The sequence below is a fragment of the Thioalkalivibrio sp. ALE11 genome (genome assembly GCF_000381205.1).
Taxonomy (GTDB): domain Bacteria; phylum Pseudomonadota; class Gammaproteobacteria; order Ectothiorhodospirales; family Ectothiorhodospiraceae; genus Thioalkalivibrio.
The window spans coordinates 190,396-215,431 of sequence record NZ_KB906168.1; the positions used below are offsets into that span (position 1 = coordinate 190,396).

General features: G+C 69.4%; 20 protein-coding genes and 1 pseudogene. 8 read left to right on the forward strand and 13 right to left on the reverse strand.

Annotated elements, in window-relative coordinates; translation table 11 throughout:
* The first annotated feature begins 43 nt into the window (after positions 1-43).
* Positions 44-553 carry a CZB domain-containing protein gene (locus tag F620_RS0107745; RefSeq protein ID WP_019570100.1) on the forward strand — a complete coding sequence of 170 codons (510 nt, stop codon included), beginning with the start codon at positions 44-46 and terminating at the stop codon, positions 551-553.
* Between the two features lie 26 nt (positions 554-579).
* Here F620_RS0107745 and F620_RS0107750 read toward each other — a convergent pair whose 3' ends face one another.
* The 6 genes from F620_RS0107750 to F620_RS0107775 form a co-directional block, all read right to left on the reverse strand.
* Positions 580-2,469, reverse strand: a complete 1,890-nt coding sequence (locus F620_RS0107750) for a DEAD/DEAH box helicase (RefSeq protein WP_019570101.1) — start codon at positions 2,467-2,469, stop codon at positions 580-582.
* Between the two features lie 118 nt (positions 2,470-2,587).
* A complete protein-coding gene (locus F620_RS0107755; protein WP_026331355.1) occupies positions 2,588-3,589 on the reverse strand; it encodes a diguanylate cyclase domain-containing protein in 1,002 nt (333 codons plus the stop codon).
* A gap of 222 nt (positions 3,590-3,811) precedes the next feature.
* The gene (locus F620_RS0107760; protein WP_026331356.1) at positions 3,812-6,616 is read right to left on the reverse strand and encodes a VWA domain-containing protein; all 2,805 of its coding nucleotides are present in this window, start codon (positions 6,614-6,616) and stop codon (positions 3,812-3,814) included.
* A gap of 113 nt (positions 6,617-6,729) precedes the next feature.
* Positions 6,730-7,830, reverse strand: coding sequence for an acyltransferase family protein (locus F620_RS0107765; protein WP_019570104.1), 1,101 nt, complete (start codon positions 7,828-7,830; stop codon positions 6,730-6,732).
* Positions 7,831-8,063: 233 nt separating this feature from the next.
* Positions 8,064-8,636, reverse strand: coding sequence for a hypothetical protein (locus F620_RS0107770; RefSeq protein ID WP_019570105.1), 573 nt, complete (start codon positions 8,634-8,636; stop codon positions 8,064-8,066).
* A 205-nt stretch (positions 8,637-8,841) separates the two neighbouring features.
* A complete protein-coding gene (locus tag F620_RS0107775) occupies positions 8,842-11,505 on the reverse strand; it encodes an AMP-binding protein (protein WP_019570106.1) in 2,664 nt (887 codons plus the stop codon).
* A gap of 127 nt (positions 11,506-11,632) precedes the next feature.
* Between F620_RS0107775 and F620_RS0107780 the strand changes: the two genes are divergently transcribed.
* The 6 genes from F620_RS0107780 to F620_RS0107805 all read left to right on the forward strand — a co-directional run bounded on the left by F620_RS0107780 (position 11,633) and on the right by F620_RS0107805 (position 19,631).
* Entirely contained in the window at positions 11,633-13,435 is a 1,803-nt protein-coding gene (locus F620_RS0107780) for a glycoside hydrolase family 15 protein (protein WP_019570107.1), read from the forward strand.
* A 58-nt stretch (positions 13,436-13,493) separates the two neighbouring features.
* A complete protein-coding gene (gene treY, locus F620_RS0107785; protein WP_019570108.1) occupies positions 13,494-16,151 on the forward strand; it encodes a malto-oligosyltrehalose synthase in 2,658 nt (885 codons plus the stop codon).
* The gene (gene treZ / locus F620_RS0107790; RefSeq protein ID WP_019570109.1) at positions 16,148-17,902 is read left to right on the forward strand and encodes a malto-oligosyltrehalose trehalohydrolase; all 1,755 of its coding nucleotides are present in this window, start codon (positions 16,148-16,150) and stop codon (positions 17,900-17,902) included. Before treY ends, treZ begins: the two co-directional genes overlap by 4 nt.
* A 105-nt stretch (positions 17,903-18,007) precedes the next feature.
* Positions 18,008-18,748 (forward strand): bifunctional 2-polyprenyl-6-hydroxyphenol methylase/3-demethylubiquinol 3-O-methyltransferase UbiG, encoded by a 741-nt coding sequence (locus F620_RS0107795; protein ID WP_019570110.1) that lies wholly within the window; start codon positions 18,008-18,010, stop codon positions 18,746-18,748.
* A 92-nt stretch (positions 18,749-18,840) separates the two neighbouring features.
* Positions 18,841-19,047: a hypothetical protein gene (locus F620_RS0107800; protein WP_026331357.1), complete on the forward strand. Its 207-nt coding sequence runs from the start codon at positions 18,841-18,843 to the stop codon at positions 19,045-19,047.
* A 62-nt stretch (positions 19,048-19,109) separates the two neighbouring features.
* Positions 19,110-19,631 carry an MOSC domain-containing protein gene (locus F620_RS0107805; RefSeq protein ID WP_019570112.1) on the forward strand — a complete coding sequence of 174 codons (522 nt, stop codon included), beginning with the start codon at positions 19,110-19,112 and terminating at the stop codon, positions 19,629-19,631.
* A 16-nt stretch (positions 19,632-19,647) separates the two neighbouring features.
* On the opposite strand, the gene F620_RS0107810 is transcribed toward F620_RS0107805, so the two are convergent.
* The 7 genes from F620_RS0107810 to F620_RS15115 all read right to left on the reverse strand — a co-directional run bounded on the left by F620_RS0107810 (position 19,648) and on the right by F620_RS15115 (position 24,735).
* The gene (locus F620_RS0107810) at positions 19,648-19,992 is read right to left on the reverse strand and encodes a hypothetical protein (protein WP_019570113.1); all 345 of its coding nucleotides are present in this window, start codon (positions 19,990-19,992) and stop codon (positions 19,648-19,650) included.
* Positions 19,993-20,045: 53 nt separating this feature from the next.
* Positions 20,046-22,799 (reverse strand): hypothetical protein, encoded by a 2,754-nt coding sequence (locus F620_RS14280; RefSeq protein WP_231373880.1) that lies wholly within the window; start codon positions 22,797-22,799, stop codon positions 20,046-20,048.
* Positions 22,784-23,062, reverse strand: a complete 279-nt coding sequence (locus F620_RS15475) for a hypothetical protein (protein ID WP_231373881.1) — start codon at positions 23,060-23,062, stop codon at positions 22,784-22,786. The genes F620_RS14280 and F620_RS15475 overlap by 16 nt, the downstream gene beginning before the upstream one ends.
* Positions 23,063-23,136: 74 nt before the next feature.
* Positions 23,137-23,658 carry a hypothetical protein gene (locus F620_RS0107820; RefSeq protein WP_019570114.1) on the reverse strand — a complete coding sequence of 174 codons (522 nt, stop codon included), beginning with the start codon at positions 23,656-23,658 and terminating at the stop codon, positions 23,137-23,139.
* A gap of 3 nt (positions 23,659-23,661) precedes the next feature.
* Positions 23,662-24,051 carry a helix-turn-helix transcriptional regulator gene (locus F620_RS0107825; RefSeq protein WP_019570115.1) on the reverse strand — a complete coding sequence of 130 codons (390 nt, stop codon included), beginning with the start codon at positions 24,049-24,051 and terminating at the stop codon, positions 23,662-23,664.
* Positions 24,048-24,203 (reverse strand): hypothetical protein, encoded by a 156-nt coding sequence (locus F620_RS15110; protein ID WP_019570116.1) that lies wholly within the window; start codon positions 24,201-24,203, stop codon positions 24,048-24,050. Before F620_RS15110 ends, F620_RS0107825 begins: the two co-directional genes overlap by 4 nt.
* Before the next feature lie 388 nt (positions 24,204-24,591).
* A complete protein-coding gene (locus tag F620_RS15115; protein ID WP_019570118.1) occupies positions 24,592-24,735 on the reverse strand; it encodes a hypothetical protein in 144 nt (47 codons plus the stop codon).
* 120 nt (positions 24,736-24,855) lie between these two features.
* On the opposite strand from F620_RS15115, the pseudogene F620_RS14285 reads away from it, so the two are divergent.
* A pseudogene (locus tag F620_RS14285) lies at positions 24,856-25,036 on the forward strand (hypothetical protein); the annotation flags it as partial.

Genomic DNA, 25,036 nt, shown 5'->3' on the forward strand with positions numbered 1-25,036 from the left:
GACTCCTCTGCCGCGACACACCGTGTCGCTCGGAGAGACAAGCATGACCAAAGCGGACGTGATCAAGCGGATCCACCGCGCCCGTCTGAGCCACAAGATGTGGGTCAGCTACGCCCACGGACTGATCGAAGGGATCCCGCTGGACCAGGACAAGGTCCCGGTCGCCCCCACCGACTGCAAGTTCGGCCAGTGGTACTACGGCGAAGGGCGCGGCCTGTCGGATCTGGCTTCCTACTGCCGGATCGAACCGCCACACGACGAACTCCACGCCACCTACCGACGGATCTTCAACATCCTGTTCGAGGAACAGGCCGAAAAGCCGACACCACTGGCACGGCTGTTCGGTTCCACCGGGTTCGACGACACCCGGCGGCTGGACCGGGCTCGGGAGCTGCTGCCCCATCTCAAGCAGTGCTCCGCGACCATCCTCACGCACCTCGATCGCCTGGCCGAAGACATCCGGGCGATGGACGAGGAGGAGGTCCGCCGGCGGCTGGGCGGATATCCGGACGACGCCTCCGCCGGCGCCGTCTGCGAGCATTGCGAGAGCTGAAGTGGCTCCCGGCCGCCCCTCTGCGATCAGCCGTTGGCGGCCTTGCGGCGGATGCCCAGGGTTCCGGTACTGTTCTTGCTCTGGCCCTTGCCCGAAGCCCGTCCGGGGCCCTTGCCCGTCGCCTGATACGCGGGGCGCTTGCCGGTCGCCGGCTTGCCACCGGCGGACTTGCGGGATGCGGGCTTCGACTTGCGCGCCGGAGCGTCGTGGCCCGGGCCCTGCGGCGCCGGGATCTCCAGCGTCAGGCCGAGGCGACGGTTCGCGACGTGAATGCCGCCCAGCTTGCGGATCGCGCCCTCGTCCAGGCTCTCCGGCAGATCCACGTGCGAGTGCTCCTGCTGCAGGCCGATGCGGCCGATGTCGCGGCCCTTGAGCCCGCCCTCGTTCGCCAGCGCGCCGACGATCGCGCCCGGCGCCACGCCGTGGGTACGACCCACGGGCATGTAGTAGCGCACCATGCCGGATTCGGGACCCGCATCACGATCGCCCTGACGCCCGCCTTCACGACGCTTGTTGTTGCGCTCGCCCTTGTCACGGCCACCGGAGCGGTCGTCGCGACCGGCACGGGCCGCACCGGCCAGCGGGTCCGCACCGGCGGTGGCGGAGGCATCCAGCGGGGAGCCCTCGGTGGCCAGCGCCACCAGGGCGCCGGCCAGATCCTGCGGCGAGGTCTCGCCGTCGGCCAGCAGGCGTTCCACCAGGGCCGCGTGACGGCCCCCGGCGTCATCCGCCACGGCAGCCCGCACGCGTTCGGCGAACCGATCCTCGCGCCGTGCCCGCACCGCCTCACGGTCGGGCACCGCCTGTTCACGCACGGACTTGCCGGTCAGACGCTCGATGTCTTTCAGCATGCGCCGCTTGCGCGGTTCCAGGAACAGGATCGCCCGGCCCTTGCGCCCGGCGCGGCCGGTTCGCCCGATGCGATGCACGTAGACCTCGGCATCGCCCGGGGCATCAAAGTTGAACACGTGGCTGATGCGCGGGACGTCGATCCCGCGCGCGGCCACGTCGGTGGCCACGATCACGTCCAGACGACCGTCGCGCAAATTGGCGACCACGCGCTCGCGCTCGCCCTGCTCCATGTCGCCGTTCAGCGCCGACGCCGCCACGCCGGCGGCGCCCAGCCGGTCGGCGATCTCGACCGTCGCCGCCTTGGTGCGGGCAAAGACCACCGCGGCGTCCAGATCCGGCTCGGTCTCCATCAGGCGGGTCAGGGCCTCGAGCTTGTTGCGCTGATCGACCAGGCAGTAGCTCTGGTCGATGTCGACGCCGGCCTCGTTGCCCGCACCCACACGGATCTCTTCCGGCTCGCGCATGTGGCGGTGCGCGATCCGACGGATCGGCGCCGGCATGGTCGCGGAGAACAGCGTGGTCTGGCGCTCCGCCGGGGTCTGCTCCAGCAGCCACTCGATCTCCTCGACGAAGCCCATGCGCAGCATCTCGTCGGCCTCGTCCAGCACCACCATGCGCAGGCTGGACAGGTCGAGGCTTCCGCGGCGAACGTGATCCGCCACGCGGCCGGGCGTGCCGACCACCACCTGGGCCCCGTCGCGCAGGGCACGCAGCTGCTGACCCATCGGCTGGCCGCCGTAGACCGGCAGGATCTCGATGCCGTCCAGACCCGCCGCGAAACCGCTCAGGGCATCGGCCACCTGGCCGGCCAGCTCGCGGGTGGGGGCCAGCACCAGCGCCTGCGGCGCCTTCAGGGCCGCGTCCACGCCATCCACCAGCGGCAGGCCGAACGCGCCGGTCTTGCCGGTGCCGGTCTGGGCCTCGCCCAGCACGTCGCGACCACCCAGCAGGGCGGGAATGCAGGCGGCCTGGACCGCGGTGGGGGTGGCAAAGCCCAGGTTCGACAGGGCACGGACCAGCGACTCGGACAGCCCGAGCTGGTCAAAAGAGGGGGATTCAGACATCACACAGTACTCACACGGGCCGGAAACAGCGACGGCACTGGCGTGCCCCGGGCCCGGCGAAAAGGAATGACCACACGGTCAGTTGCGCACTATACACGAAACGCGAGAGCCGTGGGGGTCAACCGCGCTCCACGCGATCGCGTCCGCCGGCCTTGGCGGCATACAGGGCCAGGTCCGCACGCGCCATCAGGGTTTCATGAGTATCCCCGGCACGAGCCTCCACCACGCCCAGACTGCCGGTCACGGAGACCCCGTCGGGATCACGCAGGCCGTGGATCTCGCCACGGATGCTCTCCGCAAGCCGCGAGGCGCCCGCCAGATTCATGTGATGCACGATGATGACAAACTCCTCGCCGCCCCAGCGCCCGACGTGACCCGCGCCCTCGACAGCCCGCGCCAGGATGCCGGACAGCGCCTTCAGGATCCGGTCTCCCTCAAGGTGACCGTGCACGTCGTTGATCCGCTTGAACCGATCCAGATCCAGCAGAATCACGGCCAGCGTCGAGGCCCCGCCACCCGTCTGCGCAAGGGCCCGTTGCAGGGTTTCATCGATGCTGCGACGGTTGGCCAGGCCGGTCAGCGAATCGGTGCGAGCGAGACGATCAATCCGTTCCAGCGCCTCATGGAGCTCGGCCGTGCGCTCGTCCACCCTTCGCTCCAGCACCGAATTGCGGTCTTCCAGCTCCTTGACCGGGTAGGCTTCATCGTCCCCGTGCTCGACGCCGGGGAAGGACACGTGGATGTGCTCCAGGCGCCAGACGTCATCGTCCCGGCTCCACACCAGGCTGTGTCGCACTCCATTGAAGCGCACGGCCTGACGCGCAATGATCGTGTGCAGATCCAGCACACAGCTGGCAATCGCCACCCCTTGCGCCGGAAACGACACATGCAGATCCCGCAGGGAGTATTCCACCGGATTCGGCGCCTGCTCGATGTCGTGCCGGTAGAGCTGCTCGGACGCCTCCCGGGTAAAGCAGATCTCGCCGGAACCGGTCCCGATGCCGTGCATGGAGGGGCTCAGCAGCTCACATGTAGCAACGAGGTCGCGCTCGCGGAAGTAGAGATCGAAATACCGGTCCACCGCCGCCCGGACCTCTGCTTCGGGTGATAAAGCCGTCATTGCCGATGATCCACCATGTACGGGGTGCCGCCCGGGGCGTCCTGCAGGCCTGAAACAGGCCATATTGTGCACCCGCCGGGGGCATACGGGCGAATCCTTCCGCCCGGTCCGGCTCCCCGGTCCGAACATGGCACCGGTCTCGTCCGTCGCTGACCTAGTGTACGGCCTGCGCCGGGTCGACCAGGGGCGCCTGCCCCTGGTGAAGGCCTGAGCCCCCGGCTCCTATTCCACCTCCAGCGGGATGCTCTCGAGCACCTCACCGCTGTCGGAAGCGCGGTAGCGGATCTCGTAGCTGCCCGCACTGGAAGGCGCGAACAGCTGCACCGGACTGCCCTGCGAGGCCCGTGCGTCCTGCACCGCGCTGGCGTCCGAGTCCGCGCCGGCCTCGACGATCTCGATCAGATCCTCGAAGCGCCCCGGTCCGGTGAAGCTCACCTCCACGGTACTCCGAGCGGCCACGGAATCTTCGGCCGAAAGGGTCACATCGGTACCGCCGACGGTAATCGGAATGTCCTCCAGGGTCCGGCCGGAATCGCGGATCACGTAGCGGATCTCGTACTCGCCCTCCTCGTCCGGCGCGGTCAGGGTCTCGGTGTCGCCGGAGACACGACTGCTGGCGCTGCGGCTGTCGCCGCTGTCACCCTCGGGCGCGTCCGGCTCCACGATGGCCACGAAGTCGTTGCGATTCTCCGGTCCCTCCCACCGCACTTCGAAATCGGCACCCGGCAGCACGGTGTCCGGCGCTTCCAGCGACGCCTCGACCGGAGTCAGCGTCACCTCCTGCGAGGCCAGCACCCGGCGACTGTCGCGCAGCACGTAGCGCACCTCGTGGGTGCCGAGCGCATCCGGCGCCTGGATCTTCACCGGCTCGCCGTCCTCCGAAACCCGGCTCGTGGCGCGGCGGGAATGCCCGGTTTCATCGTCCGGCGCCCCCGCCGCCACGATCGCGATGTAGTCGTTCCGGTTGACCGGGCCTTCCCACTCGACCTCGAAATAGGCCCCGGCCGGGACCTCCTCCGGTGCGGAGACGGAAGCCTCCACCGGGGTCAGCATCACCTCCTGCGAGGCCAGCACCCGACGACTCTCGCGCAGCACATAGCGCACCTCGTAGGTGCCCAGCGCATCCGGTGCCTGGAGGGTCACCGGTTCGCCGTCCTCCGAAACCCGCGCAGTGGCCCGCCGGCCATGCCCGGTGTCGTCGTCCGGGGCCCCGGCTTCCACGATCGCGATGTAGTCGTTACGGTTGACCGGACCTTCCCATTCGACCTCGAACCGCGACCCGGCCGGGACCTCTTCGGGTGGCGAGACGGACGCCTCCACCGGGGTCAGCGTCACCTCCTGCGAGGCCAGCACCCGCCGACTCTCGCGCAGCACGTAGCGCACCTCGTAGGTGCCCAGCGCATCCGGGGCCTGGAGGGTCACCGGCTCGCCGTCCTCCGAAACCCGCGCAGTGGCCCGCCGGCCATGCCCGGTGTCGTCGTCCGGGGCCCCGGCTTCCACGATCGCGATGTAGTCGTTCCGGTTGACCGGGCCTTCCCACTCGACCTCGAACTGCGCCCCGGCCGAAACCTCCTCGGATGCGGAAACGGTTGCCTCCACCGGCTCCAGCTCGATGGTCCGGGTGGCCAGAACCGCCCCCGTTTCCCGATGTACGTAACGCAGCTCGTGGGGCCCGAGGGCATCCGGCATCTGCAGGGTTACCTGCTCCTCGCCCTGCACGCGGTCGCTGGCGCGACGTGAATGGCCCGTATCATCCTCGGGCGCGCCCGGCTCCACCACGACGATGAAGTCACGATCCTCGCCGGGCCCGTCCCAGCCGACGTCGACCATGGAACCGACGCCGGCGGTGTCCGGGGCGTGGATCTCGGCGTCCGGCAGCGTCTGCTCGAGCGTCACGACCACTTCCCGGTCTTCCGCGAGGGTCGCCGTCTCGCGGGCATCACCGCTCGTCGCGCCGCGTTCGGCGGTGATGCGGTATTCCCCGGGCTCCAGGTGCAGTTCCAGCGGATCGGCATCCTCGCTGCGGACCTCGATCGCGTCCTCGGTCTCCACGTTCAGCGCGACCCAGTCGACCCCGCCCAGGGCATCCCCGGTTGCGGCGTCCTCGGCGCTCAGCTCCAGCGTGGCCTGCGTCTTCGCCATCATGATGTCGACCGGCTCGTCGGTCTGCGGGGTGATCTCGAACTCGGTCCCGCCGGCGAAGACCTCTGCTTCGGCCTCGACCGTGTAATCACCGGGCATCAGCTCCAGGTCGATGATGCCCCGCGACTCCCCGGAAAAGATCGACTCGCCCGCCTCGTCGGCGACCTCCCAGTCCACTCGACGCACGTGCTCTTCGGGATTGCGTTTGTCGAGCGCGCGCAGCTGCACGCGCAGTGCCTCGGGTTCCGCTACCGCGATCTCGTCCAGGGCGGCACTGAGTTCCTCGCCGGATTGCGTGGTGAACAGCTGGCCACCGGTCTGCTCCGGCACACAGGAAAGGGTCTGAACCTCTTCCTCCTCGAGCGCAAAGCCGACAACATGGGCCCGCAGGTCGATGCCCTCCTCCGCCATCTCGGCGGCCAGCGCACAGGGATCGCCGCCGCAGTTTTCCAGGCCATCGGTCACCAGGATGATGTCCGCGGACTCGGCGGTGCGCGGGATCATCTCCCGGGCCCTGGCCATGGAGTCGGTCAACGGCGTCATGCCCTGCGGGTTGAGATCGTGGATCGCACGCGCGATCTCGTCACCCTCGTAGGTACCCAGCGGCAGCGCGGCCTCGATGTCGTCACAGTCGCCACGGCGGGTATGTCCGTAGGCGACCACGCCAAAGGGGATGCTTGCCTCGCGACTGGCCGCGAACTCGTCGACCACCTCGCGCGCCACCTCGATGCGCGACTTGTCGTCTTCCATCCGCGCCCACATGGACCCCGAGGCATCGAACACCATGATGCTCACATGCTCATCGGCCACCACCGGCGACGTCACGCCGAACGCACCGGCCAGCAAACCGCCGGCCACGGCCCGTCGCAAGAGTTTTCCGTACATTGTCCGCTCCTCTCAGTGCCATTGATTGGCCCGATGTTCCCCTTGAGAGGATCACGCAATGCACAAAAGAACGCCCCCTCCAAAAGGAGGGGGCGACACGGCTCAAAGCCGGTTCAGCGGGGCCGGTCCCGGCCCTGCCGCCCTGCGATCCACGGCAGAAACAGCAGGCTCTCCAAGGGACCGCGGTGGAACCGTGAACGCCACAGGACCGCGAAGGCGGCGAAGGCCGCCATCGCCAGCAGGGTCACCACGGTCGCGATCGCGGGGGAGTCCATCACGTGGTCGTCCAGCCCCGAACTCTCGAGGGTTTCCCGCAGCAGCCAGAGCACCAGCAGGTGGGTCACGTAGAAGGTCAGCGCCAGCTGCCCGGACGCGATCAGGGGCCACAGCCAGCGGCGCGCCCGATCGGCGAGGAGCAGGCACAGCCCCAGCACCGCGCCGGCGGTCAGCACGGAGCCGGCCAGCCACAACAGCATCTGACTGTGGGGCTGCGTGACCAGCAGCCGGTTCCAGCCCCAGTCGTCGGCATCCACCCCCAGCGCCCGCTGCAGCCCGGCGCTGGCCAGCAGCACTCCGGCCGTCCCCACCGCCCCGACCACGACCAGACGCCGGCGCACGGCGGTACTGCGAAGATCGAGCCGGCCCAGCCACATCCCGACCGCAAACGGAACGATCCAGGTCACCAGCGGATACGGGCCGGACAGCACCAGACGGTGCAGCATCTCGCCCGCGGCAAGCCCCGGCATCACGGGCGAACGGTCGAACACCTCGGGGCTGGTCAGCTGCCCGTGCAGAAAGATCGCCGGACCGAGGGCCAGCATCAATGCAGCGATGGCCAGCAGTCCGGGTGACGGCATGCGCAGCATGGCGATCGCCAGCACGAACAGTGCCGCGTAGGCCGGCAGGATCACGTAGATGGCGTCGGGCTCCAGGGCCTGCAGCCCCAGCCCGATCAGGAAGAGCAGCGCGGCCCGCCACAGCAACTGGGCCTCGGCCCCGCCACGTCGCGAACGCCGCGAGGCGGCCAGGAAGGATACGCTCACCCCGGCCAGCAGCATGAACAGCACCGACGCCCGACCCTGAGGCAACGCGTACAGCTGCCCGCCGAGCGTCTCCAGGCCCACCGGCCCCACATGCGCCGACAGCATGCCGGCCACGGCCAGCGCACGCGCCAGATCCAGGCCCTCCAGGCGCGATGCCGAGACGACGGTCATGCGGCCACCCGGCTCGCGCCTTCCACTTCGGCCCCGAGCCCGAAGTTCGGGGCGATGTGTCGAAACGCCACGGATCCGCGCGACCCATGTGGCACATTGCCACGCCGGCCGTACCCGGCCGTACGGCATCGCCGCCGGGCTCGCCCGCTTATTCGATCTGTCCCTTGCCAGTCCATGCCGGAGGGGCTAGCAAATCGCCGGCCACTCCGGGAACGGACAGGTCTGCGGGTCGATCAGGCCTGGATGTTGACGCTGGAACCGGTGGTGTCCGGACCCGTGCTGGCCAGGCTGCCGTCCGCCATGAAGGTGGAGCCCATCTCTTCCTCGGCGCCCGGTTCGTCCTGCGCGGCGCCGTTATCCGGGTTGCCCGAGCCGGTGTCCGTGGAGGAGTCGCCCGCCTGCATCTCCGAATCGACGGACAGTCCGGTATCGATCTCGCCCGCGGACTGCGTCGCTTCGGTGCCGCCAATTCCGGAAGTGCTCCCGGTATTGCCGGCGGAACCGGTCGAAGCCGCCGGGCTCTGGGTAGCGGCCGCCTGGGTGGCGTTCTGTGCGGGCTGGGCCTGTCCCATGGCCGGGCTGGCTGCGGCCTGAGCCGGCTGCGCCGCCTGCATGCCGCCCTGTGCGCCCGCCTGGGCCGGTTGGGCCTGCTGCGCCGCGGCCATGCCGGCGGCCTGCCCGCTCGCCTGGCCCGCCGGGTTCTGCCCGGCCGCGGCCGCGGGCCCCTGATTCCCGGCGCCATTCGGTCCGTTCATGCCCGCCGTCTGGGCCATGGTGGCCGGATTGGGTCCGATACTGTTGATCATGGCGTGCTCCTGCTCGAAAGGTTTTCCCGCTCCGCATGAACGGAGCCGGGGCAACCTTGCCAAGCGAGACGCATGCCAGAATCTTCCCGAGCACGGCCGCGCCGCTCCATGCGGCGACCCGGATCCTTACACACCCCGAGATCGTTCCAGTATCCCCGGAGCACCCTTGCCGATCATTTCCGGCATTCGGCATGCGGCAACCGGGTCATTTCTGCCCCAGTTCCTCCAGTGCCGTCTGGAGGTCGCGGACGATCGCCCGTTCATCCCCGCGGGCAGTCGTCGGATCCACCGACTCCCCGATCACGATGCGCACCTTCTTGCCCGGCCGCGGGAGACGCTGCCCCGGGGCCATCACCTCGCGCGTGCCCTCGATCCACACGGGCACGACGGGGACGGGCTGCGCGGCCAGCACCAGCCCGATGCCGGGACGCAGGGGCTGCAGGCTTCCGTCCGGCGAGCGCTGGCCCTCGGGGAACCAGATCAGTCCGTGACCGCGCTGCAGACTGGCCGCCGCAAGGGCCAGGCTGCGACGCGGTGCGGCCCCGGGGTCCACCGGCAGGATCCGCGCCGTGCGGCTGAAGGCCCGCGACAGCGGGCCGGTGAACAGGTAGCCCTGCAGTCCCGCCCAGTACAGCGACTCGAGACGCTGCCGGTCCAGGGCCGGCAGCAGCGCGAGCGCATCGACGAAGCTCAGATGTCGCGGGGCGATCACGTACGGGGCGCTGGCCGGAAGCTGACCGTGCACCTCCACGCGCATCAGCAGCCGTGAGAGCACCCGCGCGCCGGCCAGCAACACCATCCCCGCGGCGCGGCGCAGCGGACCGGGCGGTTCCAGGGCGGTCTGCTGGTCGGCCTCCAGCAGCGACTCCGGATCCGCGAGCTGTTCCTTCAGATCGGCCTGCCCCTCGCGGGCCACGCCCGCGGCGGCCGCCTCCTGCAGCAGATCGCGCACCGTCTCGACCCGTTCGATCGCCGTGTCGTCCAGATCGATCCCGGCGCGATCCTGCAGCGCCAGGGTCAGGTCGACCCAGCTCAGCGAATCGATGCCCAGTTCGTCGGCCAGCCCGGTGTCCGGGGTCAGACGCCGGTCGTGGAAACGCTTGGCGAGGTAGTTCCAGGTGCGCTCGGCGCCCGGGTCGGACAGCAGCTGCTGGTCCTCCGGGGCCATGGATTCCGGCGACACCGGCTCCGGGCGGGCGCGCGAGACCGCGTCCTCGCGCCCCAGCTCCTCGAACAGTTCTTCCAGCTTGTGCCGGCGCAGCTTGCCCAGACGCGTGCGCGGCAGGGGATCGAGCGCGACGCGCACCACGCCCGGGCGGTGATGGGTGGGCAGCGACTTGGCCGCTTCGTTGACGGCCTCGCGGGTCCGCCGTTCGAGCTCTTCGCCGGCGGCCTCACGCATCAGGCCTGCATCCGGCACCGCCACGACCGCCAGCCGGTCGTCATGCTCCAGCACGCCCGCCTCGCGGATCCCTTCGGCCGACTGCAGCGCGCCCTCCACGCGTTCCGGATCGATGTTCTCGCCACCCGAGAGCACGATCATGGCCGATTCCCGACCGTGCAGATAAAGGAATCCAGCCGCATCGATCTCGCCGGTATCTCCGGTACGGTACCAGCCGTCCGCGTCCAGGACCTTCGCGGTCTTGTCCGGGAGATTGAGATAGCCGGCGAATACGTTCGGCCCGCGGGCCATCACCTCGCCCCGGCCATCGCCGGAGCCGCTGTCGTCGATGGCCAGTTCGACCCCCGGCAGCGCCACCCCCGCGGCGTCCAGACGCACCCGCTCCGGCGGGTTGTAGGTCAGGATCGGCGACGTCTCGCTGAGGCCGTAGCCCGTCGCCACCTCCCAGCCCAGTGCCTGCAGGTTGCGGCCCAGCGCGGGGTCGAGCGCCGCGCCGCCGGCCACCACCATGCGCAGGCGCGGCGCCAGGCGCTGGTGCAGACTTCCGAACAGACGACGACCCAGGCGCAGACCGAAGCGCTGGCGCGCCTGTTTCGACAGCCCCAGCATCGCGCGGAACAGCAGCGCCGCTACCCGCCCCCGGCCGGCCACGCGATCCTGCAGCGCCTTCCACACGGCCTCGTAGAGCCGGGGCACGCCCAGCATCACGGTCGCCTCGCCATCGCGCAGGCCGCGCACGATCTGCGGCCCGACCAGCGAAAACGGCACGATGATGGAGGCCCCCAGGGTCAGCGGCACGAGGATGCCGACCGTGAACGGATACACGTGGTGGAACGGCAGCGGCACCAGCACTCGATCCTTATGGTCCGCGACCTCTTCGGCGCACAGGGCCTCCACGTTGCTTGCCAGGTTACGGTGGGTCAGCGGCACGCCCTTGGGCGGACCGGTGGTGCCGGAGGTGTAGAACACCGCGGCCACATCCCCGGCCTGCGCGATCGACCCGGCGGGCTCGGCCTGCAGCAGGCTCGCCCAGGCATCCGGGGCATCCGGGGCATCCGGGGCATCCGACCCAGCGTCGAACAGGCGGACCTGCCATTCGCCGGGCGCATCCGCCAGCCGTTCTTCCAGCCCCGAGGTAGTGAAGACGAAGCGCGGGCCCGAATCCGTCAGGGCGTGGCGCAGATCCTCGGACGGCATCTGCGTATCCAGGGGCACCACGCTGCCGCCGGCGTTCATCACGCCCAGGGCCGAGACGATCCAGTCCGGGCTGTTGGGGGCCAGCAGCACCACGCGGTCCCCGCGTTCCAGGCCCGCCGCGCGCAGCCCGGCCGCCAGTCTCGCGGCCCTTTCGAGCAGTTCGGCCCGCTCGGTGGTCTCGTGGCCATCGCGGGTCATGGCCACCACCGCCTCGCGACCCGACTCGGGGGAACGCGAGGCGAGGAGTTCGTCGACGGTCTGAACGCTCATCCGCTGGCCTCCGGCGGGACGGCGCCCGCGCGACTTGGTGGGCAATGCGGTTTCCATCATACGCATTGACAGGATTCGTCACGAAACCCCAATCTTCTGGCTAACGACAAGACTGCAGGGGGTTCCGTTGAACGCCACCGAGCTGCCCCCGTACCCGCGCGATGGCTACCTCCCGATCGAGGACCACGGGCTGATCGGCGACGGCACCACCGCGGCCCTGGTGGGGCGCGACGGCTCCATCTCCTGGCTCTGCGTCCCGCGGTTCGATTCCGACGCCCTGTTCTGCGGCCTGCTGGACCATCGCAACGGCGGTTCCTTCACGGTAGCCCCGGAAAACCTGACCGCTGCCACGCAGCGCTACGAGCCGGACACCGGGGTGCTCGTCACGGACCTTTCGGGGCCGGAGGGACGCGTCCGCGTGACCGACGCGCTGACCTTCCGCGCCGGCGCCGACCTGTCCGAAGATGCCCCCGCCGGGCGCGGCGAACTCCTGCGGATGATCGAGGTGGTGGAGGGGCGCGTGCGCCTGCGGGTCCGGCTGGAACCGCGCGGTGACACCGAGTGCCGACCGCATGCCGCGGGCCTGCAGCTGCGCCTGCAGCGTCGCCCGGAGCTCGAGCCGCACCTGACCTCCTCGCTCCCGCTGGCCGGGCTGGACACCACCCACGAGCTGTCCGCGGGCGAACGCCACCACCTCATCCTCAGCTGGGAATCCGCGGGGCACCGCTTCCATCCCCGCCCGCCGGAAGAACTCCTCGCGGACACCATCGCGGTCTGGCGCGACTGGATGCGCTCGTTCCGCTACCAGGGTCCGCAGACGGCACTGGTCCGCCGCTCCGCAATCACCCTGAAGATGATGGATTACACCGCGACCGGCGCGATGATCGCCGCGCCCACCTCCTCGCTGCCGGAGGCGATCGGGGGACCGCGCAACTGGGATTACCGCTATGCCTGGATCCGCGACGCGGCCTTCTCGGTCTATGCGCTTGCCCAGATCGGCATGGGGCACGAGGCCGAGGGTTTTCTTGGCTGGGTACTCGATGCGGTGGACCGGGCCGGGCGGCCACGCGTGCTGTATGACGTGGACGGCCACGCTCCGCCACCGGAATGGCATGACCCCGGACTCGAGGGCTACCGCGGGTCCGCACCGGTACGGTGGGGCAATGCCGCCGCCGAGCAACGCCAGCATGACGTGTTCGGCGAGATCATGGACTGCGCCTGGCAATGGGTGCGTCGCGGCGGCGCACTCGAACCCGCGCTATGGGACCGGCTGCGGCGCCTCGTGGAAGCGGCGGCGAGGGAATGGCAGACGCCCGACCACGGGATCTGGGAGGTGCGTACGCCGGGGCGCCCGTTCACCTATTCCGCGGCGCTGTGCGCGGTGGCACTGGACCGGGGGGCGCGCATGGCCCGGTCCATGGGCATGGAGTCCGATGCCCGACGCTGGGAACTAGAGTGCGAGCGGATCCGCACGGCCATCCTCGAGCAGGCCTGGGACCCGCAGCAGCAGACCCTGACCGAACACCTCGGCGGCGGCGGGATCGACGCCAGCCTGCTTGCCCTGCCCCTGCGGCGGGTGATTCCCGCCGACCATCCGCGCATGATCGCCACCACTCGCGCGGTGGTGCGTCGGCTGGGCGCCGGCGACGGACTGCTGTTCCGCTACCTTCCCGATGAATCCCCCGACGGACTGGCCGGCCACGAGGGTGCCTTCCTGCTGTGCAGCTTCTGGCTGGCCGACAACCTTCTGGCCCAGGGCGAACGGGACGCGGCGATGGAGCTCTTCGACTCACTGTGCGCCCGGGCCAGCCCGCTGGGCCTGCTGCCGGAGCAGATCGACCCCGCCAGCGGGGCCTTTCTCGGCAACTTCCCGCAGGCGTTCAGTCACGTCGGGCTGATCTCCACCGGCATCAACCTGGGCCGGACCTGACCCGCACCCGGGCCGGCCGGGCGTTCCGGTGGTGGCGTTTTCGTGCTATGAGAGAGGGGTGAGCGCTCGACCCGTCGCAACCTACCGTCTCCAGCTGCATCCGGGGTTCACCCTGGATGACGCGGCCGCGGTCGTGCCGTATCTGGCGGATCTGGGGATCAGCCATGTCTACCTCTCCCCGTTCCTGCAGGCGGTGTCCGGCAGCACCCATGGCTACGATGTCGTCGACCCGGGCCGCGTGAATGCCGAACTGGGCGGCGAGGCGGCGCGGCAGCGGCTGAACGTCGCCCTCGCCCGCGCCGGCATGGGACAGGTGCTGGACATCGTTCCCAATCACATGGCGATCGCCGGCGACCAGAACCCCTGGTGGTGGGATGTCCTCGAAAACGGGCCCTCCAGCCGCCACGCCCCCTGGTTCGACGTCGACTGGGCAGCCGCGGAAGAGCGCTGGCCCGACAAGGTATTGCTGCCGGTACTCGGCGACCATTACGGCCGCATCCTCGAGGCGGGCGAACTGCAGCTGCGGTTCGCCGAAGGCCGGTTCACGCTGCACTATTACGAACACCGTTTCCCCGTCGACCCCTCCTCGCTGCATGACCTGCTCCAGCGGGTCTACCGGCGCAGCGGCCCGGAGCTGCTCGGCTTTCTGGCCGAGTCCTGCGCACGCCTGCCACGCCCGCGGGTAACCGGCGGCGAGCCGGCCGAACGGCGCCGGCGCGACCAGGAGGTGATCCACCGGCTGCTGGACGAGACCTGCCGCGACAACGCCGGGACCCGGGCCGCCGTGCAGGCCGAGGTCGATGCCATCAACGCCAGCCCCGATGCGCTGGACGCCCTGATCGGTGAACAGAACTACCGGCTTGCCTGGTGGCGCACCGCCGCAGAGGATCTGGGCTACCGCCGCTTCTTCGACATCAACGATCTGGCCGGGCTGCGCGTGGAGCGGCGCGAGGTCTTTGACGCGATCCACGAGCTGCCCCTGCGCTGGACGGCCGAAGGCACCGTGGACGGGCTGCGGGTGGACCACCCCGACGGGATGCGGGACCCCGAAGAATACTTCCGGCGCCTGCGCGAGGTCTGCCCGGAGGCCTGGATCGTGGCGGAGAAGATCCTGGAACCCGGCGAGCGCCTGCCACCACAGTGGCCGATCGCGGGGACCACGGGCTACGACTTTCTGAACCGGGTCCAGGGCCTGTTCGTGGACCCCGCCGGGGAGCCCCCGATGACCTCGCTGTACGAAAACTTTACCGGGGAGCCCGCGGATTTCGGCACCGTGGTGGTCGAGAGCAAGCGCCAGGTCCTGCGCGAGCTTCTCGGCAGCGAGCTCCATCGGCTGACCTCGCTGTTCGTGCTGATCTGCGAGCGCCATCGCCGCCACCGTGATTACACCCGCGAGCAGCTGCATCACGTGCTGCTGGAGGTCGCCGCCCGCTTTCCCGTCTACCGCACCTACCTGGCGCGGGACGCCGACCTGACCGAGGCCGATGCCCGCTGCATCCGCAGCGCCATCGAACAGGCGCATGCCGAAGCCCCGGAGCTGGATGCCGAGCTCCTGGACTTCCTGCGCGCCCTGCTCTCGCTGGAGGTGGAAGGGGAACAGGAGGCCGAACTGGCCCTGCGCTTTCAGCAGCTCACCGGCCCGGCGATGGCCAAGGGCGTGGAGGACACCGCCTTTTACCGGTTTCATCGGCTCGTGGCACTCAACGAGGTGGGCGGCGCGCCGGACCGGTTCGGGGTATCCCCCGCGGATTTCCATCGCGCCTGTCGCGAGGCACTGGAGCAGCACCCGGACGCCATGCTCGCCACATCCACCCACGACACCAAGCGCAGCGAAGACGTGCGGGCCCGCCTGCTGCTGTTGTCGGAGATCCCGCAGGACTGGGGCCGCGCCGTGGCGGCATGGAGCGAACGCAACACCCCCCACCGCTCGAGCAGCGGCCCCGATGCCGCGACGGAGTATCTGATCTACCAGACCCTGGTGGGTGCCTGGCCGATCGATCCCGAACGCCTCTGCGCCTACCTGGAGAAGGCTGCCCGCGAGGCAAAGCAGCACACGCGCTGGACCCGCCAGGATCCGGACTACGAACGGGCCGTGCTGGATTTCGCGCGCGGCCTGCTGGAGGACCGGGCATTCGTCGAGGCGCTCGAGGCCTTCGTCCAGCCACTGGTGGGCCCTGGACGGGTCAACAGCCTGGCGCAGACCCTGATCCGGTGCACGGCACCCGGGGTACCGGACACCTACCAGGGGACGGAGCTGTGGGACCTCAGTCTGGTGGACCCCGACAACCGGCGGCCGGTCGATTTTCGGCTACGCCGTGAGCAGCTGGCCCGACTGGACGTGCTGTCACCCGCCGAGATCCTGGAGCGCGCCGATGAAGGCCTCCCGAAGCTGTGGCTGCTGCGCGAGGCGCTGGCCCTGCGTCGGCGCCGGCCCGGGGCGTTCGGGGCCGACGGCAGCTATCAGCCGGTCGCCGCCCGGGGCCCCCGGGCCGACCACGCCGTAGCCTTTTTGCGCGGCGACCAGGTGCTGACCCTGGTGCCCCGGCTGGTGCTCGGGCTGAGCGACGACTGGCAGGACACCGTATTTGCCCTGCCACCGGGACACTGGCGGAACGTCCTCACGGGGGAAGACCTCGAAGGCGGGGATATCCCGCTCGCGGCTCTGCTGGCCGGGTTCCCGGTCGCCCTTCTCGAGCGGGTGGGGGAGCCACAGTGACGCGGGTGACGGTCTGGGCCCCGCACGCCGCCCACGTCACGCTGGAATGCGCCGGCGAACGGTTCCCGATGGCGCGCCGCGAGGGTGGCTGGTGGGCGGTGGACGCGCCCGCCCTGACGCACGGCGTGGACTACGCCTTCCGGGTCGACGATCACGGCCCCTTCCCCGACCCGCGTTCACCCTGGCAGCCACAGGGCGTCCACGGGCCGTCGCGCTGGCTGGAGCATTCCCGGTTCCACTGGAGCGATGCCGGATGGCGCGCCCCGCCGCTGGCCTCCGCGGTCATCATGGAGATCCACGTGGGGACCTTCACGCCGGCCGGCACCTTCGATGCGGTGATCGACCGTCTGGACCACCTCGTCCGGCTGGGCATCACCCACATCGAGCTGATGCCGGTGGCCGAGTTTCCCGGCGACCGCGGCTGGGGCTACGACGGGACCAGCCTGTTCGCCCCGCATCACGCCCTGGGCGGCCCGGACGGCCTGAAGCGCCTGGTGGACGCCTGCCACCGGCGCGGCCTCGCCGTGCTCCTGGATGTCGTGTACAACCACCCGGGTCCGGACGGCAATTATCTCGGTCAGTTCGGTCCCTATTTCACCGACACCTACAGCACGCCCTGGGGCGATGCCGTCAACCTCGACGGCCCCGACAGCGACGAGGTGCGGCGCTTTATCCTCGACAACGCCCTTATGTGGCTGCGCGACTATCACTTCGACGGCCTGCGCCTGGACGCGGTCCATGCCATCGTCGACACCTCCCCCATCCATCTGATGGAGGCCCTCGCCGACGAGGTTCGGCGTCTGGAGACGCAGATCGCCCGACCGGTGGTGCTGATCGCCGAAAGCGATGCGAACGATCCGCGCCTGATCCGGCCGGTCGAGGTCGGCGGCTACGGCCTGGATGCGCAGTGGAACGAGGACTTTCACCATGCCCTGCACGCCCTGCTGACCGGCGAATCGCAGGGCTATTTCGCGGATTTCGGCCGACTTGAGCACTTTGCCCGCGTGCTCACCCGCGGCTTCGCCCTGGACGGACGCTACTCCCGCTACCGCCGGCGGGCGCACGGCCGGCCGGCCAGTGACGTGCCGGGGCGACGTTTCGTCGGCTGCCTGCAGAACCACGACCAGATCGGCAACCGGGCCACCGGCGAACGCAGCAGCCATCTCCTGTCGCCGGGGCTCCTCAAGGTCGGGGCCGCACTGGTGCTGACCTCGCCGTTCATCCCCCTGCTGTTCCAGGGCGAGGAATGGGCCGCGTCCACGCCGTTTTTGTACTTCACCGACCACCGCGACGCGGATCTGGCCGCGGCGGTGTGTCAGGGGCGCCGCGAGGAATTCGCCGGGTTCGGCCACGATCCCGCGCGCATCCCGGACCCGCAGGCCACCGAAACCTTCGAGCGCTCGCGGCTCGACTGGGATGAACCGCTGCAGGCACCCCATGCGGACCTCCTCGAGTGGCACCGTGCCCTGATACGGCTGCGCCATTCCCGAGCCGCCCTCGCCGAGGACCGTCTCGACCGCATGCGCGTGGAATTCGACGAATCCCGCCGCTGGCTCCTGCTTCTGCGTCCGGATCTGGTGGTGGCCTGCAACCTCGCCGCCCGGCCGCAGACCCTCACCCTGCCACCGGAGGCCTCGCACCTGTCCCTGCACCTGCGTTCCGAGCCGGACATCCGCCTGGATCCCACCGGGCTCCGGCTGCCCGCGGAAGCGGTCGCCGTGCTTGCCGGGCCGGACACGCCGCAGCACTGAGAACGTGACGCATTACCCTTTTTGCCAGTAGCACCCGGAACCGCCACCTGCATCCCCCGGCCCGGGCGACTACACTGGGCCCCACGCTCAACACCGGCCCTCCCCATGACGCACGATCCAGCCGCCCCTCCGTCAGCGGAGGTCAGCGACGTCAACCAGCGGTTCTACGACCAGCTATGGGCGGACAGCCGGCTGGTCCGCCCCGAACGCTTCAACACCTGGGGCCTGGTTTCCGGCCTGGCCCGGAGTCACGACCGGCGACTCGAGGTCGGACCCGGCATGCGCCCGCGACTGCCCATCGAGAACACCCACTTCGTCGACATCAGCCCGCCGGCGCTGGACACCCTCGCCGCCGAGGGCGGCATCACCCATACCGCACCGGTCTCCGAGCTGCCGCACGCCGACGACAGCTTCGGTCTGGTAAGCGCCCTGGACATCATCGAACACGTCGAGGACGACGAGGCCGCACTGGCGGAGATCACCCGCGTGGCCGAACCCGGTGCGCAGGTCCTGCTCTCCACCCCGCTCCACCCGGAATACTGGACGCCGTTCGACGACATCGTCGGCCACTATCGCCGCTATGAACCCGACCACCTCATGGACCTGCTCGACCACCACGGGCTCGAGGTGGAACAAAGCGCGATCTTCGGCATGAAACCCCGCTCCTCGCGGCTGAACGACCTGGGCATGTGGTTCCTCGAGCGGCACCGGCCCGTGGCCATGAAGGTCTATAACCGCTTCCTCATGCCCCTGGGCCTGCGCCTGCAGAAACCGCTGAAACTCCATTCCGGCATGGTCGCCACCGACGGCGTCGAAGAAGTCTTCCTGGTCTGCCGACGCCGTTGATGAGACCCGCGCCGCGGCCGCGTACTTTTCAAGGTACGGGTGTTCCGGCCAGACTGTGGCCCTGTCCACCCCGCAAGGCCCCTCCCATGCGAATGCATCACTGCGCGCGCCCGTTGCTCCTCGTCGCCATCGTCCTGCCACTGGCCAGTGGCTGCGCGGCCGTCAGCGTGGCCAGCTCGGCCACCAGTGCCGCCGTCAGCGTCACCACCGGCACCGTCAAGGCGACCGGCAGCACCGCCGCCGCCCTGGGACGGACCATCACCCCCAGCGGCGAGGAAGACGCGGACGAAGAAGAATAGTGCGCCCGGCGCTGTCATCCTGCCGCCGGAGAAATCCGGCGGTGTACGGGAAAGTCTGAACCATGTTCCCCCTCTTCCGCCGCCGCACCGCGACCGGCAAGCTGGAGGCCATCTGGATCGCGGAACACGCCGGCGCACCGATGACTGCATGCGAGCGCATCGAAGTCGACCCTACGGGCCTGCAGGGGGATCGCTACCGGCACGGTCGCGGGCACTGGCACACGGTCGAGGCCTGCCGTGTCACCCTGATCTGCGCGGAGGAATTCGAACGGGCCGGACGCCGCGCCCGGCGCCTGCGCCAGCCCGCCGAGCCTGCGCCCGGCGAACACCGTCGCAATCTGGTGGTCTCGGGTCTGGGACGCAGCCCGCGCGAGGGCGAGCTGCGGATCGGCGAAACGCGCTTCGTGATCGAACGCCCCCGGCCGCCCTGCGGCTGGCTCAATCAGGTCGTCGGCTACAACCTCGCGGCCGCCCTGCGCCACGACAGCGGCATCTGCCTGCGCCCGCTGGAGGCCGGGACCCTGCGGGTCGGCGATCCCGTCGAGTGGCGTGCGGTCGCGCGGGACGGTCCCGGAGGGCGATGAACCCGAGGGGCCGGACTCAGAGCGGCCGCCACGCCTCGTAGCCGCAGCTCATGCAGTGGTAAAGCGCCTCGTAGTGCCCCGCTCGCGTCGCGCTCTCGCGGATGGTGCCTTCCTGAAACGTGAACCCGCGCAGGGTGCAGCGGGGACATTTCTCGATCGGGTCGCGCGGCGGCCGCGGCTCCTCGGATTCCCCCGTGCCCTGGCGGCCTTCGAACTCGGCGGCCGCCTCAATGGCCTGATTGAGATCGCGGGTCAACTCGGCCGCGAGACGTTGGGCGGCAGCCTGGTCATCACGCGCCAGGGCCTCGAGACGGGCGAGACTGTCGCGGACATTTCGCAGTCGGGCAGCGATTTCGGTCATGCGGGTCCCCTTGGCATCCGATCCCGGACGATACCCCGTTCGCACCCGGTCCGTCATGGGTACGGGCACCCGGGCACATCACACTGGACGGCACGGTCCATGCCCCGAACTGGCCACCAGTCGGCGAACTCCAGTTCCCAGTGGAAGACGCGCCGTGCCTCGGCAATGTCTTGCGCCTTCTCAAGGCGAGGAAACTGGCCGAACAGGCGTTTGAGGTCCACGACCCCAAAGCGGTCGATGAAACGGCGGCCGGCGTCGGGGTTCTGGGTGGGGGCGAAGAGGTCTTCGGTCTCGTAAGGCTTTCCGACCGGGATAATGTCCCCGAGCAACAAACTCTCGAGCTCGAACAGGAAATCCTCGCGGTCGGGCAGGTCGGCGTGTTCGCCGATGGGCCAGAACCACAGGGCGCACCAGTAGTCCATGGCGAGGCGCAGGCGGCGGTAGGCGGAGGCGTTTTTCTGGTATTCGGCGTAGAGCTCGCCGGCCAGGGCGCGGTCCTTGTAGTCGATGCTGGAGCGCTGGCCACGGGCGGGCTGGCCGAAGATGTCCCAGGGGTCGGTGGTGCGCTGGCGAAGGTCGGCCAGCTCGCGGGCGTGCTGGTGCCAAAGTTCGTCGATGCGGCGGGACAAGACTTGCAGGCGTTCGGCGTCTTCGCGGTCGAAGGGCTTGTTGAAGGCGCGGCGCCAGGCGTCGATGACCTTGATGGCGTCGGGTTCGCGCTTCTTGACCGTCTTGTCGTTGTAGTGGGCCATGCCGGGGTCGGGCACGAGGAAGTGCCACACGTGGCCTTCGGGCAGGGCGGTGCCCTGCTCCGGGTCCAGCGGGCGGTGCTCCGGGGCGTGGCGGGTCCAGCGTTCGGGGGCGTTGGCGCCGCAGGTGAGGCGGTGGGCGGGCCAGCTTTCGCGGCGAGCGCCGATCAGGGAGTTGCCGGTGCGCAGCTGAAGACCGAACCAGGGAACATGGGGGTGGTCGGCGTCGGTTTCGGCCAGGGCGGCGAGCCACAGGGAGACCTCGACCAGCTCCACGGCCACGGGGTTCATGTCCACGCCGAACACGTTGTGGTCGGCCAGGTACATCTTCACCCGCTGTTTTTCGCGCGCGTAGTCGGCCTGGGGGATGCGTTCGTCGCGGGCGCTCTGGGCGTATTCCAGGTAGAGGTCGGCGAGCTGGTCGATGGCCTCGTTGATGAACGCGGCGGAGCCCATGGCGGGCTCGCAAAGGGTGAGGCGCAGGATGCGTTCGGCGCGGGCGGCGTCGTCCGGCAGCGGGTCGAGCTGTTCGCAGCGCAGTTCGCGCAGGGCGTATTTGACCAGCGAGCGGGTGAGCACCTCGGGGGTGTAGTAGGAGGCGGATTTCTCACGGTCGCGCCCGGCCAGGCGGTAGAGGAACTTGCCGCGCGGGTGGCGGCGCAGCACGCGCTGGCCGAGTTCGTCGCGGTCGTATACGCGCTCTTCTTCGTCGTAGTCCTCCAGCGCCTCGGCGGTGACGAAGTAGCCGGTTTCCAGCGGGCCGGGGTTGGACTTGGCGTCCTTCTTCTTGACCTCATAGAGGTCCTCGCGGGCGAAGAAGCCGCGGTAGGACAGCAGGGCCTCGTACACCGCGCCGAGCTGGTTGATGCCCAGACGCGCATAGGAGATGCGGCCCCGGCGCCGGCGGCCCTGCCCGCGCCCGCCGCCGCCCTCGCGCGACAGCGACATGAGCTGGATGACGCGCTGCAGGGTCTGGTTGGTGAACACCACCCGGTTGAGCAGCGGGGTGCGTTCGGGATCGAACAGGTGCGACTGCAGCCGCGCCATGCGGAAGCGGCTGGCGGTGGCGTCGTGCTGCCCGGTGGGCTCCGGGGCCTGGCCCTCCAGATCGAGGCCGGGCTGGGCGGCGCGGTGGTCGGCCTCGTCGTTCTCGGAGCCGTGGTGCACCAGCGCGAACAGCATGTTGAGGCTGTCGTGCAGGTAGCGGCCGTTCTGTTCGTCCGGCCGGGTGAGCGGGACCATCTCCAGGTCGCGCAGGCGTTCCAGGCTGTAGCCGCCGAGGTAGCTGGGGGCGTTCATCGGGGCGTAGCCGAGTTCGGGCCGGGCCTCGATGTAGAACAGGAACAGCAGGCGGTACATGTAGCGCAGGCATTCCAGCGAGAGCTGTTCCGGGTCCAGGCGTTCCTCGCCCTGGTAGATGCTCTTCTTGTGCTGCTGGGCGCGCGCCTCCAGTTGGGCGGCGGCCTCGTTGCCCAGCAGTTCGATGGCCTCGCGCAGGGCGTACTTGAGGTCCTCCGAGACGCCGTAGGCGTGCTTGTGGGCGTTGTCCTCGAGCTGGTCGAGCAGGGACTGGCCGTCGTGGTCGGTGAGCGATTCGCGGTGCAGCAGCACGCTGGTGGCGCGCAGGGCGTCGGTCTCGCGGCGGGAGAACAGCTCCACCCAGTCGAAGCGCAGCAGGCGGCTGCGGGCGTACTTTGTGCGGTCGATCAGCAGCCACTGGCGCGGGCTGGCCAGGATCACCCAGCGCGGCGGATGCGGCTGGGCGAGGATGTGACGCGACAGCGCGGTCTGCCAGTCGATCAGGGCATGCTCGCCCTCGCCGTCGTGCAGCGCGCGGGGCACCGGCGCGGCCGACAGGGAGCGGAACTGCTCGGCGTGCAGCGGCACCTCCAGCGGATCGCTCTCGGGGTCGTCCAGCGGGATGGCCTGCACCACCCACAGCAGCGGATGGCCGTCCGCGCCGGTGTATTCGGCAAGCACCGGGATCTCCACGTCCTCGCCGGCCGGCAGGCGCCGGGCGTGGTACTCAAAGCCGAACACGCTCAGCAGTTCGCGCACCTGCTCACGCTGGGCTGCACGCGGCGCTCGGGGTCGCGGTCGCGCTCCAGCGCGGACTGCGCGCGCAGGTACTCGTGGGCGATGCGGCCGAGCCGGTTCCAGGGCGCCAGCCGGTCGTCCGGCACCGGGTCATGCGCCTCGCGCGCGGCCTGCTCGGCTGCGTTCCAGCGCTCAATGAAGGCCTTGATGTCGCCGTGGAACACCTCGCTGAGGTAGTGCTCGGAGTAGAACTCGTTTTCGTTACTGATGCCGGCCCAGCTCATGGCGTGCGTGCTTCCTTTCCGCTTGGATGGTTCGGGGCGCGCGCACCATCGTGCGGAGGGCGCGCCGTCCGCGTTCAGCCCTGTTCGGATGCGTCGCCGTGGTCGGCATCCTTGAGGAGATACATCGGGACGGGAATGGGCGGAATGCCCATGCGGGCGCAGGTGCTCTGCACGTACTCCCGCCAATAGGGCCAGATGTGGTACCCCACGTTGTAGCGGACGAACTCTTCGAGCGCGGGGCGCAGGGTTTCGTCCTCGACCCCGTCTCGAATACGGTAGTGGGCGGTGAAATCGGCCCCGATCTCCAGCCGGACGGAGTCCTCTTCAGCGTCTGCCACATTACCGTTATCCACCAGACGCACCCCGACCTGGAAATGACACACGGCAACCCTGCGCTGCTGATCGCCCTCTTCGTCCGCAACGGTCAGGATTTCAATCTTGCCGCCGGGCGTGCCGCGATACTGGGGCACCAGGTCCAGACCCGCTTCGGGATACGGAGGGAGCAAACGGTCGCTGCAGCGGATGGTGCTTTCGCGCAGATACACCGCATCGATGGTCAGTGCCCGCGTCGCGGTCTCGATCAGGGACTTGTCCATGATTCAGGCCGCCGTATGCCAGTGATCCACGGGCGTGAAAACATTGGCGGTGCGCTGGTAACGAACCTTCGGACGGCCGATGGGCATCCTTTCAGCCGAGTCGGAGGTCCAGCCGTCCGACGGGGACGCCGCAAGGCGGACATCCGCTTCCCGGCCCAGCGCGAAACCGATGTCGGCCAGCGTGCGCAGCGTCATGTTCCGGGATCCGTTCAGAATCTGGGAGACGAACCCCTTGCTCTTCCCCATGCGAGCCGCCAGCTCCGTCTTGCTGATCCCGGCTCTTTCCATCTCCTCCCAAATGGCTTCGGTGGCCTGGGTGATGAGGCGTTCCTCGGCTACCAGCCGGGCATGCTCCGGGCTTTCTGCGGCCCAGCGATCCAGAAAATCGGTCATGGGTTCTGCTCCTCGATCCGTCGCCAGTTGTTAATCACGCGCTGCTCGTCCTGTGATGAAAGCTTCTGCCCCTTCTTGAAGGCGAAGTGGCTGATGTAGAAAACGCCCTTGTATCGGGTCGAAAACCAGCCATAGGCCCGCAGCTTGCCCACCTTGATCGCGTAGAACCGACTGCCGTTGGGCAGCCTTGCCTCCGTATTCCAGTGATCCGGAGAGCGGAGACGCCCCGTGTTCGCCAGACGCTACCGGCGCGCGGCGAGCTGGGACATGCAGGTGGCGTGCTTGCCCGCCTGGATGGAGCCAAGTGCTTCCCGCAGGCTTGGCGGCATCCAGGGATCGCCCTCCGAGTCCGCCGGCGGCTGCTCGCAGTAACGTATGGTCAGTTTGGCTCCGCGATACTCTTCCATGAAGTTTACTTATATGTAAACGCGGGTCCAATAGCCCCATTGGCCGTCCGCCCGGGGGCAGCATTGCCGCGGCGCTTCATGAGGTTTGCTCTGCAATCAGCTTTCATCCGGGGCTCCGCTGGCGGGTGCGCGTTCAGGCGCCACGGCCGGTGAACGCGGCGATGACCTGGATGTAAGGGGTCTTTTCGATCATCTGGGTGTCCTCCAGCCAGCTCTGGTAGTCGCGGAAGATGCGCTCGATCCGATCCATGCGCTGCTCACGCCGGCGCTGTTTCACGCTGTCCGCCTGGCCGCTGGTCCTCCGCACCCCGTTTGGCCTGGACACCTCCCCCGGGGGTATAGTCAGGGCGCCCTGAGCCTTTGACTGCCCCCACCTGGACCAAGACGGAGGTGTCAGATGAGCAGCAAGAAGGCCAAGAGCAACCAGAACAACGGCAAGCGGGATAAGGGCCGGTTCTCCTCCAAGCGCAAGACGGAGGTGGTCCTGCGCCTGCTGCGCGGGGAGGACCTCGAGGCCCTGAGCCGGGAGTACGGGGTCACGGCGGCTCGGATCAGCCAGTGGCGGGAGGACTTCCTCG

Bases quoted from the DNA above. Each gene is read 5' to 3' on its own strand.
- F620_RS0107775 (WP_019570106.1), bottom strand. From the start codon at position 11,505: ATGAGCGTTCAGACCGTCGACGAACTCCTCGCCTCGCGTTCCCCCGAG.
- F620_RS0107765 (WP_019570104.1), bottom strand. From the start codon at position 7,830: ATGACCGTCGTCTCGGCATCGCGCCTGGAGGGCCTGGATCTGGCGCGT.
- F620_RS0107760 (WP_026331356.1), bottom strand. From the start codon at position 6,616: ATGTACGGAAAACTCTTGCGACGGGCCGTGGCCGGCGGTTTGCTGGCC.
- F620_RS0107810 (WP_019570113.1), bottom strand. From the start codon at position 19,992: ATGACCGAAATCGCTGCCCGACTGCGAAATGTCCGCGACAGTCTCGCC.
- F620_RS0107745 (WP_019570100.1), top strand. From the start codon at position 44: ATGACCAAAGCGGACGTGATCAAGCGGATCCACCGCGCCCGTCTGAGC.
- F620_RS0107755 (WP_026331355.1), bottom strand. From the start codon at position 3,589: ATGACGGCTTTATCACCCGAAGCAGAGGTCCGGGCGGCGGTGGACCGG.
- F620_RS0107795 (WP_019570110.1), top strand. From the start codon at position 18,008: ATGACGCACGATCCAGCCGCCCCTCCGTCAGCGGAGGTCAGCGACGTC.
- F620_RS0107750 (WP_019570101.1), bottom strand. From the start codon at position 2,469: ATGTCTGAATCCCCCTCTTTTGACCAGCTCGGGCTGTCCGAGTCGCTG.
- F620_RS0107770 (WP_019570105.1), bottom strand. From the start codon at position 8,636: ATGATCAACAGTATCGGACCCAATCCGGCCACCATGGCCCAGACGGCG.
- F620_RS15475 (WP_231373881.1), bottom strand. From the start codon at position 23,062: ATGAGCTGGGCCGGCATCAGTAACGAAAACGAGTTCTACTCCGAGCAC.
- F620_RS0107805 (WP_019570112.1), top strand. From the start codon at position 19,110: ATGTTCCCCCTCTTCCGCCGCCGCACCGCGACCGGCAAGCTGGAGGCC.
- F620_RS0107825 (WP_019570115.1), bottom strand. From the start codon at position 24,051: ATGACCGATTTTCTGGATCGCTGGGCCGCAGAAAGCCCGGAGCATGCC.
- F620_RS0107800 (WP_026331357.1), top strand. From the start codon at position 18,841: ATGCATCACTGCGCGCGCCCGTTGCTCCTCGTCGCCATCGTCCTGCCA.
- F620_RS0107820 (WP_019570114.1), bottom strand. From the start codon at position 23,658: ATGGACAAGTCCCTGATCGAGACCGCGACGCGGGCACTGACCATCGAT.